General features: G+C 53.2%; 9 protein-coding genes. 7 read left to right on the top strand and 2 right to left on the bottom strand.

The window, feature by feature from the left end:
* Positions 1-23 precede the first annotated feature (23 nt).
* Positions 24-1,955: an ATP-dependent zinc metalloprotease FtsH gene (gene ftsH / locus G006_RS0100275; protein ID WP_020481145.1), complete on the bottom strand. Its 1,932-nt coding sequence runs from the start codon at positions 1,953-1,955 to the stop codon at positions 24-26.
* A 604-nt stretch (positions 1,956-2,559) separates the two neighbouring features.
* Here ftsH and G006_RS0100270 point away from each other — a divergent pair.
* The 7 genes from G006_RS0100270 (at position 2,560) to G006_RS28560 (ending at position 11,883) form a co-directional block, all read left to right on the top strand.
* Positions 2,560-3,261 carry a hypothetical protein gene (locus tag G006_RS0100270; protein ID WP_020481144.1) on the top strand — a complete coding sequence of 234 codons (702 nt, stop codon included), beginning with the start codon at positions 2,560-2,562 and terminating at the stop codon, positions 3,259-3,261.
* Between the two features lie 146 nt (positions 3,262-3,407).
* Positions 3,408-4,754 (top strand): hypothetical protein, encoded by a 1,347-nt coding sequence (locus G006_RS0100265; RefSeq protein WP_020481143.1) that lies wholly within the window; start codon positions 3,408-3,410, stop codon positions 4,752-4,754.
* Positions 4,751-5,419 carry a hypothetical protein gene (locus tag G006_RS0100260; protein WP_020481142.1) on the top strand — a complete coding sequence of 223 codons (669 nt, stop codon included), beginning with the start codon at positions 4,751-4,753 and terminating at the stop codon, positions 5,417-5,419. Before G006_RS0100265 ends, G006_RS0100260 begins: the two co-directional genes overlap by 4 nt.
* Before the next feature lie 24 nt (positions 5,420-5,443).
* Complete coding sequence (locus tag G006_RS27430) at positions 5,444-6,382, top strand: peptidoglycan-binding protein (protein ID WP_020481141.1); 939 nt, start codon at positions 5,444-5,446, stop codon at positions 6,380-6,382.
* Positions 6,383-6,826: 444 nt separating this feature from the next.
* Entirely contained in the window at positions 6,827-10,516 is a 3,690-nt protein-coding gene (locus tag G006_RS26750; protein WP_020481139.1) for a PAS domain S-box protein, read from the top strand.
* Between the two features lie 3 nt (positions 10,517-10,519).
* The gene (locus G006_RS0100240) at positions 10,520-11,500 is read left to right on the top strand and encodes a response regulator (protein WP_020481138.1); all 981 of its coding nucleotides are present in this window, start codon (positions 10,520-10,522) and stop codon (positions 11,498-11,500) included.
* A 206-nt stretch (positions 11,501-11,706) separates the two neighbouring features.
* Positions 11,707-11,883 (top strand): hypothetical protein, encoded by a 177-nt coding sequence (locus G006_RS28560; RefSeq protein WP_020481137.1) that lies wholly within the window; start codon positions 11,707-11,709, stop codon positions 11,881-11,883.
* A gap of 249 nt (positions 11,884-12,132) precedes the next feature.
* On the opposite strand, the gene G006_RS0100230 is transcribed toward G006_RS28560, so the two are convergent.
* Complete coding sequence (locus G006_RS0100230; RefSeq protein WP_020481136.1) at positions 12,133-12,675, bottom strand: hypothetical protein; 543 nt, start codon at positions 12,673-12,675, stop codon at positions 12,133-12,135.
* Positions 12,676-13,257: the final 582 nt, after the last annotated feature.

The raw sequence follows: 13,257 nt of genomic DNA, 5'->3' as shown, positions 1-13,257 counted from the left end.
CGGTATGTGCCAAGTGCGGCGATTTATTTCCCACCGCCAATTAGCGCTACCATCTCCTCCCGCTGAATCACCTCTTTCTCTTGCAGCAACTCCGCCAACTTATCCAAATAACCGCGTTTCTCGCTCAATATCTTTTGCGCGCGGCGTTCGGCGTCTTCGATTAAACCCTTAATTTCCGCATCGACCACGCGCGCGGTTTCCTCGCTGTAATTGCGTTGTTCGGACATATCGCCTGGCAGGAATTGCAGTTGCTGGCGTTGGCCGTAGATTTGTGGCCCCAGTTTTTTGCTCATCCCCAAGTAACAGACCATGTTACGGGCTATTTCGCTGGCTTTTTCTAGGTCGTTTTGGGCGCCGGTGGAGATGCTTTGCAAAGCCAGCTGTTCGGCTACGCGGCCACCCAGCAGAATAGCCAACTGATCTTTCAGCTCGTTTTCGGTGGAAAGATATTTTTCCTCGACCGGCAGTTGCAAGGTAAAGCCCAGCGCTGAGACGCCGCGCGGGATGATCGATATTTTATGCACCGGCTGACCGGTGGGGACATTTTCCGCGACCAAAGCATGGCCGGCCTCGTGATACGCCACCCGGCGCTTTTCGTCCGGGCCGAGGATACGGTTTTTCTTTTCCGGACCGGCCATCACTCTATCAATGGCAGCTTCGAAATCGGCCATGTTAACGGAGTCGCGGCCGCCGCGTGCTGCCAGTATGGCCGCTTCGTTGGCAATGTTGGACAGATCGGCGCCGACGAAACCGGGCGTGCGCTTGGCCACAGTGGTCAAGTCGATGTCTTTATCCAATTGCATGGCTTTGCTATGCAATTGCAGAATCGCCACACGATCCACCAGATCGGGTTTATCGACCACAATTTGTCTATCGAAACGGCCGGCGCGCATTAGGGCTTTATCCAGTATCTCCGGTCTATTGGTAGCCGCCATCACGACTACGCCGGAGGTGGCGTCAAAGCCGTCCATTTCGGTCAATAACTGGTTCAGGGTCTGTTCGCGTTCGTCGTTGCCGCCCAGCATCGCCGGACCGCCGCGCGAGCGGCCTATCGCGTCCAGTTCGTCGATGAAGATAATGCACGGGGCTTTTTGCCGGGCTTGTTCGAATAAATCCCGCACCCGCGCCGCGCCGATACCGACGAACATTTCGATAAATTCCGAGGCACTGATGTTAAAGAACGGCACCCCGGCTTCACCGGATACCGCGCGGGCCAACAGGGTTTTACCGGTACCCGGCGAACCCACCAGCAACACACCTTTCGGCATCCTCCCGCCCAGCTTTTGCAGTTTTTCCGGGGATTTTAAAAACTCTATGGTTTCCTTCAACTCCTGCTTGGCACTTTCCGAGCCGGCGACGTCGTCGAAGGTGGTTTTCGAGGTTTCCTGCTGGATGCGGATTTTATTACCCAAATTCAAAAAGCCGCGCCCTGCGCCGCCGCTCATCTTCGGCAGCAACCACATCCACAGCCCGGCAAAGATCGCGACGGGAATCACCCAGTTAAACAGTAAATTGCTTAACCAGTTGTCACCGCTTCTGACTACGTATTCGACTTGATGCTCTTGCAAGTTTTTAACCAGCGACTCGTCCCACAAGGGCACGGTGAAGAAATGCTTGCCGATTTTTTTGTCTTCCTCTTTTAATGTGCCGTTGATGAAACGCTGAGTGACGACGGCGTTTTCGACTTTATTGTCGTTAACCAGGGTAAGAAACTGGCTATAGGGTATTTCCTGGCCCTGGATGCGCTCGCCGCCGGCGAATAGCGACAGTACGAAAATCCCCAACAGCACGTATAACCATATCGGCGAACGCTTAGGCTCACTGCCGTCGGGCTGGTCGGTACCCGGTTTAGGTTTGGATTGCGCTTGCCAGGTCGATTTAAGCCAGGCCCAAACCACGCATAAGAATTTGACAAAAGCCTGATAAAGCTCGGTTAGTTTTTGCTGGTCTATCATGACGCACTCCCCTTTTGTAGTTATCGGGATACCCCAAAAACCGCAATTCCGCCATTTCCCCAAGGAGGTTGTCGTAAAAGCCCCCTCTCCTCGCGTACCCGCGCGAGGCATAAAGGAGAGGGAATTGCTTCGACTTTTACGATGCCTTCCAAGGGTGGGGATAACTCGATGTTTGAGGAACCTTTATTCGTTTACTGTACTCCAGTTTTACCTGATTTTATCGGGTAATCAAATGTATCCAGCCGAAATCGTTTTTAAAACTCGTCATTCCTGGGTATGCGGAAATCTAGTTTTTTAACTCTCCCTGGGCTCCCGCTTTCGCGGGAGCGACGAGAATTTAGATCGCGGTGATAATGAAGCATTCCCAAAATGAATTTAAGGTCAGGCCTACTAATTCCAATTATTTTTTACTGATCGGAAAGTGAAAAATGCATCCAAACCTTTGGTATTTCCGTACATCTCTACACAACCGAATTTCGGCATAATCACCTCATCAATTGAGTTGCTGTTTCGTCGCGTTTGCTATTTAATGACCAACGGTCAAAGCAACCCGGGCGCACGGCGTCCCGCAACTCATTTTTCCCAACTTAGAAGGAGGGACAAAATGTCAAACCCGCTTAGTAGGCTGATCGGCAAACTATTCACAGACCCGGTCGAACAAGTCGGCATCGCTCTGCCGTCCGCTACTTTGGTAGCAGTGTTTTTTAATTATCGAGAGCAGATTCACCCTGTCTTGCAGCATTTGCCCAACCCTTTCGCCGCCAGCACAACGGGCGCGCTGATTTTTCTGCTACTGACGCTGGCAGTTTCCCTCATCGTCAAACGCCTGTCGCACGACTTACTCAATACCACTTACGATTATTTGTATCGAGACCGCAAACGTCTGAAGTCGGATAGTTGGTACCGGCGCGCGCAAAATCTGGCGTTATCTACCAATGATCCCTTGCTTAGTAAATATCATGAAGCCTTGGATAGACTCAGGGATAACGATAATCCGGTGGTCGCCAAGGTGGAGGCCCTGCAAATTCAATCCAAACTGGCGCGCAGCCTGACCTTGATATTGGCGATCTTTACTTTGGTATTGTTTATCGACAAGTTGATGTTACTGGGGTTGGTGTGCGGCGGCGTTTCAGGATTAATGCTGTCGAGTTTTTGCAAGGAAAGGTGGGCCGCGTCTGAATTGGTTTATCAAGCGCTTTACGAAACCTATTACCGCCAGGAGCGCCGCCACCCGATATGGACTTCACCGATTATTCGCATCAACAAACCGGTACAGCCGTCATGCGAGACCGAGTCTGTAGGATAAGAAAATCGAAATTGGCAGAAAAAACCGGTCCGGAGTCGCAGACATCGATTACTAGACCGCCAGATAGACCGGGTATATCATCCGCCCGGCAAGCCTAACTAGAGACCTTAATCGATCAACCGGATCGTTACCAAAAAGGCGGACTTATGCACAAACCGACATATCGACTTAAAGCCTTGGCTTACGCCGGGCTGAGCCTGCTCCCGCTTTCCGTTGTCGCCCAAACCGCGGCCGTTAACGGCGAAGACAAACCCATCGCCCTATCCATTCATTTTTTAATTACGCTGGGCATCTTGGCGATAGTTGTGCTCGCCTTTTTGCTGTATCTGCGGCATCTGCAAAAAACCTTTCTGGAAACCTGCACCCGCGAAAAACAATTGGCGCTGTTCTTTCAAAGCCCGGCAGGTCTGCCGGAAGGCACGATACGCGGGGTGATCGCCATGCTGATCGTCACCGCCTCTATGCTGTTTTTAGCCTTACCCAACAACCAGTTCCCGGACGTATTGGGCGGTATCCTCGGCACCATCATCGGTTTTTATTTCGGCGCGCGCGGGCAAAATCGCGATTCCGAAAGCGCCGCATTGCAGCAAGCCCACGAAGCCACGACCCAACGCGACGAAGCCGTCAGCCAGCAACAGCAATCCAAAACCGGTTCTATGCTGGAAACCGTCAGCAATGGCATCGACTTGGCCCGTACCGTGGCCGGTTTATTGCCCAAAGACATCGGCGGCAAATACGTCGATCTGGCTAACAAAGTCGAAAAAGGCGTGAATGTCGCTAAAGGCCTGATGGGCAAAGGCAAGATCGAAGATGCACTGCACGCGGTCACCGACACGCAAACCGCACTCGATCAGGACGGTCCCTTAACCGACATCGTCGGCAGCGCCGTGAAAACCTTCGGTGCCACCCTGGGCACCTTTATGCCGCCAGCGGCATTGATCGCCGCGGTAGTGGCCGGTACCGTCAAATTGACCGGTATTTATTACCAAAAATGGAAAGCCCGGATTTTACACATGCCGATCTCGCCGGCTGCCGGTTTGACGCTGGAGCCGGTCGACGACAACACCGGCTTCATGTTGCTGCGGCAAAGCCCGTTATTTCGTAACGCGTTCCAGGCGCAAATGGAAAATCCCAAGTTTCTGAAAGAGGCCGTCAACGATTTCATCGGCAACGCCAATTCGGCGGATTTGTTCGAAAAATACGCCGAGCTAGGCGGCTTTCAAACCTTAGAACAATTTGAAGAAGGCCTGGACGAATTCCATCGCACCGCCGCCGACCGGGAATTGAAATCCTTGATCTTGGCCCGCGACCCGGCCATGTTCGGTAACACCGGCGGTTACGAATCGGTGTTACAAGCCGTGGACAAATTGCATCAAAACCCGGACGCATTGAAAGACCTTGATAGCTTGATCGTGGTGACCGAGAAGCTGCAAGCCGAAGACAAACCGGTCGCCGGCATGATCACCAAAATTCTGGAGGGCCAAGCGTCATGAAGCGGAATCTTAAATTCATCATGCCCCTGTTAATAGCAGTTTTGTTAGTCTCCGGCTGCGCGACCCGGCAATTGAAAAACTTTAAGGAAGCCGCCGCTGAAAACAATTGGCAGGAAATCGCCGCAGCGGAAGTCGATTGCAAAGTCGACGACGAGGCCTGCAATCAGCTGCATTTGCTAAAAGGCGATGCCTGTTACCGACTGGCCAAACAAAACACCGACAGCGTCAAAAACTACCAATGCGCCGCCGAGCAACTAGAGCAAGGCATTCACCTGACAACCGATTGGGCCAATGCCGAGGCCGTAGTAGGCAAACGCGCCCAGTATTTCGAAAATTGGTGCGAGTCGCTGCGTTTGCTGCGTAGCGAACAAACCAGCACAGCCGCCGCCACACCTTACAATCAAAAGCTGCACAGTTGTGCCCGCGAATTTCTGCAAGCCCCCGGCGACTTAAAACCGGCCGCCACCTTTTTTCTACATAACGCCGAACTGGCTGCGATTCGTTTCCAAATCAACGACACCGGCAGTTGCCAAGCGCTGAAACAATTGCAACAAAATGAGAGTCAAGCTGCCGCGCAGGCCGCCCAAAGCCGCTACGCCGACCATCATCGGCGCTTGTTAAACGACATCGCCGGGATCAAAGCGTCAATTCCCGGCTGCCCATAAGCCTTTAGCAGATAGGAGCCGGTCATGGCCTTTAGTCGCCCTCTTAAATTTCAACTGCCTATGCTGCGCGGCCGCGATGTTCTTGAAGTACAAACGCGGTTAAAAGCTTTGCAGATTAATGGTGTCGGCCAACCCGACGGATTATTCGGCGCCAAAACCTCCGCAGCGGTCGTGGCATTTCAAACCAGTCGCGGTTTGGACAGCGACGGCATTGTCGGCCCGTTAACCTGGAGCAGTTTGTTCCAGGACGACAGCTTCCCGAATACGCAACGCCCTGCCGCCAACGACGCCGGCAGCACGATTATAGGTAAAGATTTACTCGACGAATTAAAGGCCAAACATGCCTATCAAGACAGCGTGCCCTGGCAATTAACCGTGCACGGCTTATTGGTAGGTAACGACAATGCGCCACTAGGTAGCGGCGGCGAGCCGAAAACAGTTGCCAAAATCTGGAGCCAATACGGCAGTGCGTTGACGCATTGGTCTACCGAGTTAAACGTACCTGTAGAACTCATTATCGCCACGATCTGCACCGAATCGTCCGGCAATCAAAACGCGGTGCGCGAAGAACCTGGCTTTATCGACGAAGTGCGTACGCCACACAAAATTTCGCCGGGTTTGATGCAGACTTTGATTTCCACCGCCCGAGCGGCCTTGAATAAAGACGATATCGACAAAGCCTGGCTATTAGTCCCCAGCAATTCGATTCAGGCCGGCACCGCCTACATCGCCGGACAATGGAAGCAAACCCACTTTGATCCGCCGAAAGTGGCATGCGCTTACAACGCCGGCGGCATCTATCGTAACGACTCGGCCCGCAATCGCTGGAAAATGCGCCAATATCCCATCGGCAGCGCCGAGCATGCCGACCGCTTTGTAAAATGGTTTAACGATTGTTTTGTGTTTTTCGAGAACGACGGCGGCGCGCCCGAGTTTAGTTTTTTTAATGCACTGCGCAAATAAGTTTAACTGCTGCACCTGACTCTTAGACTCCCTGAAGCTATCATTTCCTCGAAAGTGAGCGCCGGTAGACCACCGAGCGAATCCAGGCAAGAGGTCTCCCACCTGCATCGGCAGTCGTAAAAGCTCCCTCTCCTCGCGGGAGAGGGTTGGGGTGAGGGGGATATACAGCATTGATCTGCATACCCTCACCCTGCCCTCTCCCGAAGATAGAGGGTTCTGTGTTGGCTTTTACGACAACCACCTTGGGGAAACGATGTTTGAGCTTAGGGTTAATCACAAGATTGGCTCTTCGGTTCCGAGACTTCCCTACCACCGCCATTTGACAATTCCCTGCCCCAAGGAATCTTAACCTCATGAAGGTGTCGATTGGCGTAAGGTATTGCCGCAACGCCACCATCCATGGCATAACGTCGGCTGACCTGCTTGCCAACATTGAGGCCCAACATGCTGCAAAAACGCCTGATTGCTCTGCTGTTGCTGTTGATCCTGTTACCGACTTTATCGGTCGGTTACATGGCCTATCGGTTTGCCACCGACAATATCCGCACGGATCGCTTTAAGATTGTCAGCCGCGTGGCGGAAAGCCGCCATGAACAACTCAAACTGGTACTGGAACGTGCCGACACCCGTGCCCACGCCTTCCTGGCCGAAGTGCTAATGAAATGCGTGGCGGCGGAGCAATTGAATCGCGCCTGCGCCGCTAATTTCTTGAACGACTATTTACTCACCGAAGGTGCCGCCGGCGCGGTTTTTTTTCGCCGCGACACCCATTCCGGCACGGTCAGCGTCGGCGAGCAACCCGTCGCACTTGCCGATTTAAACGATTTTCAACCAGGACAACTGGCCGACTTCAGCAAACCTGTTCAGGAACAGCCACGTTTTTATTATGTGATTGCCAAAGATGCCAAACTGCCCTGGCAATTGTTGGTCAGCTATCCGGTTAGCCTGATTCAAAATATTTTTGCGGCTCACCCCGACCTGGGTAAATCCGGCGAATCTTTCTTGGCCGACAGCAGCGGTTTTTTTGTTACCAAACCGCGCTATGCCAGCCGACAAGGCAACAGCCACCCCATCGCTGCGCAAGCGATGCAAAGCTGCCTGGCCCGGCAAAATGCGGAAATGATGGACAGCGATTACCGTGAGCGTGCGGTTATTCATGGTTTCCGCACTATTCCGGAAACCGGCGGCGGTTGCATCATGGCGCATATCGAACAGGCCGAGGCGCTGGCCCCGATTCAGCGCCTGGAAAAACAGATGCTGATCACCGTGCTGGTATTTGTCGGCTTGACGACGATAATCGCCAACGCCCTGGCCAGGCGTATCGTCCGGCCTATCTCACGGCTGACCAGCACCGCCAGACGCATCCGCGACGGCGATTTGTCGGTGCGCGCCGCAGTCAGCGGTCTTGATGAAATCGCCGAACTGGCCAGTTCCTTCAATCACATGACCGATGCGCTGGCCGATGCCCAGCATAATCTGGAAGCGAAAATCGCCGAGCGCACTCAGGCACTGCGCACCAGCGAGGAACGCTATATGCTTGCCGAGCGGGCCGTTAACGACGGCATCTGGGACTGGGACATTGTGCATCACGAATACTACTTATCGCCGCGCTGGAACAAAATTCTCGGGTATGCCGACGGTGAATTGCCTAACGTGGAATCAATTTTCTTCGAATTAATTCACCCGGACGACAAAGCCCGCGCCAGTGAAGCGTTTCGCAAACACTTGGAACATAACGAGCGTTACACCACCGAACTGCGTTTGCGGCACAAGGACGGCAGCTACCGTTGGGTGCTGGATCGAGGGGATGCGCTGCGCGACGCTGAGGGCCGGCCGGTGCGCATGGTCGGTTCCATCACCGACATCACCGAACGCAAGGCCGCGGAAGCCGAGTTGTTGAAGTACCGCGAGCATCTGGAAGAACTGGTGGCCATGGCGACTACGGAGGTCAAAGCCATCGTCCAAACCGCAGTCAATGGCGTGATTTCCATCGACAGTAGCGGTTTGATTCGGATGTTCAATCCCGCCGCCGAAAAACTGTTCGGCTGGAGCAGTGCGGAAATCGTCGGTAAAAATGTCTCGCTACTGATGCCGGAACCCGATGCCTCCGCGCACGATAGTTACATTCAACATTTCTTGGCGACCCATCAGGCCAAAATCCTCGGCATCGAGCGGGAAGTCATCGCCCAACGCAAAGACGGCAGCCGCTTTCCCGCCAATTTGGCGGTTGGTCACGGCATTATCTCCGAAGGCCGGCATCTATTCGTCGGCTTTATTTCCGACATCAGCCTGCAAAAACAAGCCGAGCAGGAATTGAGACTAGCCAAGGAAGCCGCCGAGGCGGCTGCCAAAGCCAAGGCCAATTTCCTGGCTAACATGAGCCACGAAATCCGCACGCCGATGAATACCGTCATCGGCTTTGCCGAAGTTGCCTTGCAAGATCAAAACCTGGCCGGTGATACGCGCGGCCATATAAAAACCATCCTCAGTTCCGGCCGGCATCTGTTGAGCGTGATTAACGACATTCTGGACTTTTCCAAAATAGAAGCCGGTAAGGTGGAGCTGGAGTCGGTCTGTTTCAATCTGCCGTTTGCGGTGCAAGAGGCATTGCAAATCATGGGTTTGCGCGCCGCCGAAAAAGGCTTGCGCATCGATTTGGCGATAGAAGCCGGCTTGCCCACGCATTTCGTCGGCGACCCGAACCGCTTGCGGCAGGTGATTTTGAATCTGGTCGGCAACTCGGTAAAGTTCACCGATACCGGCAGCATAGGCGTTACCATCACCCGCGCGGAAGGCGTCGAAATGTTGCATTTTGCCATTAGCGACACCGGCATCGGCATGACCCCGGAACAAACCGAACATATCTTCGAATCCTTCTCGCAAGCCGATGCCACCACCAGCCGCCGTTTCGGCGGGACCGGCCTGGGCACCACCATCAGCAAACAAATTGTCGAGATGATGGGCGGCCGGATTTGGGTAGAAAGCCAGGCGGGTGTCGGCTCGGTATTTCATTTCACCGTGCATATGCCGGAGTCGGCCAGCGCGGAAAACTGCCTGTACGATGTCAGCTCTGTGCATAACGTGGCTTATTTCTCCCCACGCCGCTTCAAGGTATTACTGGCCGAGGACATAGAAGCCAACGCCACGCTGGCGCGCTTGCGCCTGGAGCAGCAGGGCCATCAAGTCAGTTGGGTTAAAAACGGCCAGGAAGCGGTGGACGCCTTTCAAAGCGGCGACTACGACTTGATTCTGATGGACCTGCAAATGCCGGTGCTGGACGGTATCGCCGCCACCCGGCAAATTCGCGAACTGGAAAAACCCGGCGGCAGCCATATCCCGATTCTGGCCCTGACCGCCAGCGTGTTGAGCCATGAACGCCGCGAATCGCTGGATGCCGGCATAGACACCATTGTCGGCAAACCTATCGATGTCGATGACTTATTGACGCAAATGGAAAGACTGGTGCCCAAAGGCCAAGGCATTGCCAATACCGGCCTCAGCATCGCCGAACCGCCGAAAGTTGCCGTGGACTTCACGCCGTTGGCCGGCGTCGCGGATTACGAAAAAGGCTTGACCACCTGGCTGGATCCATTGATTTACGCCGATGCCTTATTAAATTTTGCCGAGCAACATGGCGCGGACGGCGCCAAATTACTACGCAATCTACAAGAGCACCCTGAGAATCTCGAAGCGGTCCGGCGCATCGCCCATGCTTTAAAAGGCGTGGCCGGCAATCTGGCCTTACCGGTTATCGCCGGCCTGGCCACTGAGGTTGACGCGCAATTCAAAACCGGCGACCTGCAAAACATCAAGGAATTGATCAAGACGCTGGACGTCGCGCTAAACGCCGCTGTTGAAGCCATACACCAACTAAAACTGCCGAGCAAACCGGCAGCGGTCGCCGCAACAGCCTTCGACGCGGAACAGGTCGGCAGCCTTTTACAGCAGTTGAACACCGCACTGGACAGTTTGAATCCTGACTACGTCGAACCGGTTTTACAAAGGCTTGGCGCGTTTCTCGCCGAAACCGAGCTGAAAGCCATCCGCTTCGAAGTGGATAGTTTCGATTTCGACGCCGCGAAAATCCAAGTTAATCGCTTGGCGGATAAATTAGCGATCACGTTTAAGGAATAAGCCATGAAAGACAGCTACAAAGTATTGCTGGTCGACGACGAACCGAACAATTTGAAAGTGCTTCAGCAAATCCTCAAGGACCGTTTTCAACTTCTGTTTGCCATCAACGGCGAAAAAGCCCTGGCGGCCGCCCGGGAACATCAACCTGACATCATTCTGCTGGACATCATGATGCCGAATATGGACGGCTACCAAGTATGTACGCAGTTAAAAGCCGATCCGCTGACCGCGAAAATCCCGGTGATTTTCGTTACCGCGATGGGAGAAATGGAAAACGAGGCGCGCGGTTTCGATGTCGGCGCGGTTGATTACATTCAAAAACCAGTATCCGGCCCCATCGTGCTGCGGCGGGTGCAAACCCATTTATCGCTGGTACGAGTAGATGAATTGGACCAACTTGCCCGCGCTGCTATCGAAATGCTCGGTGACGCCGGCCACTATAACGATCCTTACACAGGCGACCACATCTGGCGCATGGCGGCTTATTCGGCGGCATTGGCCCGCGCCGCCGGCTGGTCGCCATCGCAAGTGGCGATGATGGAATTGGCCGCCCCCACCCACGACACGGGCAAAATCGGCATTCCGCACGGCATTCTTAAGGCGGCGAGAGCATTGAACGAAGAGGAATGGCCCATCATGCAATCGCATTCGCAAATTGGCTACGACATCCTGAATAAAAGCGACAATCCGGTATTTAAAATGGCTGCGGAAATTGCCCGCCATCATCACGAAAAATGGGACGGCAGCGGCTACCCGCTGGGCTTGGCCGGCGAAACGATTCCCGAGTCGGCCAGAATCGTGGCGATTGCCGATGTGTTCGATGCCTTGACCACTAAACGTCCTTACAAAGAACCGTGGCCGCTGGAAGAGACTTTAAAATCGATGCAAAGCATGGCCGGCAGTCACTTCGATCCACGCCTGCTGGCCTTGTTTATAGAGATAATGCCGGAAATCTTACGGCTGAAAGCGGCGTGGGGCCAATAAGCTACTAAATATCGTATCGGTGACGATTTTCCGTAACGATTGCAGTTGGAACCCGGCTTTTCTGTATCCGCCCCTATCACGTTTTCAGTGCTCAGGCCACAGCCTACAAGGCTTGGCGATCCGCTGCATCAAACCCCGTTTAATTCGATAGTTTTGGCATTTTTTATGCTGCGTAATCCTTGTCATTAAATAACCAGGGGCGCGTCATGAAAACCTACGAAAAAATACAAATCGGCGATGTGATCCACAGTAACTGGTATGGCGACGGCACCGTCGCCGACCTTAATGAAACCGGGACAGGCAAAATCAAATTCGGCAGATTCTTTGTGCTGTTCCGGGAGTTTGAGATTTTTTACGCAAACGGCTGGATGTTGTCGGTATAAGGTCATTACTACCAGCCGATTGGCTAATGCTGTCGGATACGATGGCGTAAGCGGTATGAGAAATCGCGGAACGCTGCTTAAACAGGTTTTAATTCGGGCATTAACTCAGCGGATGCGCCAATAGACGCATCCGCCGCGAGGTTTGCAAACATTTCATACGGCTGATTCCGTCTTGAAACCGACATAAAAGAATGTGCCTACCTAACTAGCGTCCTAAATAAACAAATTAACCGCCGACAGTCGCTAGGTTTACGATTTAGCCGCACTCTTACTGCCCAATAAAATGGTATGGCGTTGGTAGCCATCGTCTGCTGCCGCGGCCTCTGACTCGGTTTTCCGCAATTGCTCGGCCCGGTCTTTTTCTATGGCTTCTCTGAGCACCTCGCGATAAGACCGATTGATGCTGCTGGCGTACTGCGTGTCTTTTTTTTCTTGCGTTTCGGCGATGGTCTTGGTGGGTTCCGGGTCATAACGCTCTTCAAGTTCCTCAGCCAGTTTTTTCAACTGCTGGCTGATTGCCAAGGCCAATGCAGACGAATGGGTTTTGTTGTCGGCCAAATTGAAAATCCGGATCAGTTCATCCCGTAAATTAAACCCGTACACCACCGGATCGCCGTGCTTTTGCTGAAAATCGTAGGCAATAAAAAAATCCAGCGGATTGGTGGGATTTTTATCGAAGAAGATCGTGGCGCTTTCCATCGTATAATTCAGCGCCTCGACAAACTGCTTCCTGGCCTGTTCCATTTCGTCAAAGATAAAGTCATCGGCAATTTGTTTTACGATGTATTTCATAATCCGCCCCGGCTTAAATTCGATAGACCCGTCAACATAAAACTCGCTGCATCCTACTCTGTTTCATAGATGGCGGGAATCATTGCCACCGATTGTATCAATTTGCTTTGCTCGTGCACCTATTAACCCGGCCCTATTTATCACTGGCATGCTGTTCGGGCTGTACTCGTCGAAGCCCGGTCTGGTGCGCACTTCGACAGGCTTTTATGCCTAACAAAATGCCCACCCATCACGCCGAGGGCGTTCCCCATGAAGCCATGACGTCCAAAAACCCCTGGAGCGAACCGGCAAGCTCTTCAAACACAGCGCCGAGCTTTCCGCACTCGCGATCCTCGGCAACACCGCTAATTCTTCCGCATGTCTCGCTGAGGCTCCCCATTACGGTGCGCACCACGCATGTGCAAAAAAAGCACTTCCGAATCAATAGAGTGCATCGTTTTTTATGCGCGCAGAGATGAACCTGCTAATTCCTCCAAATTGAGGCTTGCAGAAAACTGACGTAAAGCACTGTTTATAAACGTTATTTATAAAAATCCATTACAAGACTCATTAAACTGGCATCAGCATTGCTTAGTAACAAGC

Source organism: Methylomonas sp. MK1 (assembly GCF_000365425.1).
Classification (GTDB): Bacteria; Pseudomonadota; Gammaproteobacteria; order Methylococcales; family Methylomonadaceae; genus Methylomonas.
This window is presented reverse-complemented; position numbering and strand designations above follow the sequence as displayed.

Coding starts and splice junctions, on each gene's coding strand:
- ftsH (WP_020481145.1), bottom strand. CDS start 1,955: ATGATAGACCAGCAAAAACTAACCGAGCTTTATCAGGCTTTTGTCAAA.
- G006_RS0100270 (WP_020481144.1), top strand. CDS start 2,560: ATGTCAAACCCGCTTAGTAGGCTGATCGGCAAACTATTCACAGACCCG.
- G006_RS0100265 (WP_020481143.1), top strand. CDS start 3,408: ATGCACAAACCGACATATCGACTTAAAGCCTTGGCTTACGCCGGGCTG.
- G006_RS0100260 (WP_020481142.1), top strand. CDS start 4,751: ATGAAGCGGAATCTTAAATTCATCATGCCCCTGTTAATAGCAGTTTTG.
- G006_RS27430 (WP_020481141.1), top strand. CDS start 5,444: ATGGCCTTTAGTCGCCCTCTTAAATTTCAACTGCCTATGCTGCGCGGC.
- G006_RS26750 (WP_020481139.1), top strand. CDS start 6,827: ATGCTGCAAAAACGCCTGATTGCTCTGCTGTTGCTGTTGATCCTGTTA.
- G006_RS0100240 (WP_020481138.1), top strand. CDS start 10,520: ATGAAAGACAGCTACAAAGTATTGCTGGTCGACGACGAACCGAACAAT.
- G006_RS28560 (WP_020481137.1), top strand. CDS start 11,707: ATGAAAACCTACGAAAAAATACAAATCGGCGATGTGATCCACAGTAAC.
- G006_RS0100230 (WP_020481136.1), bottom strand. CDS start 12,675: ATGAAATACATCGTAAAACAAATTGCCGATGACTTTATCTTTGACGAA.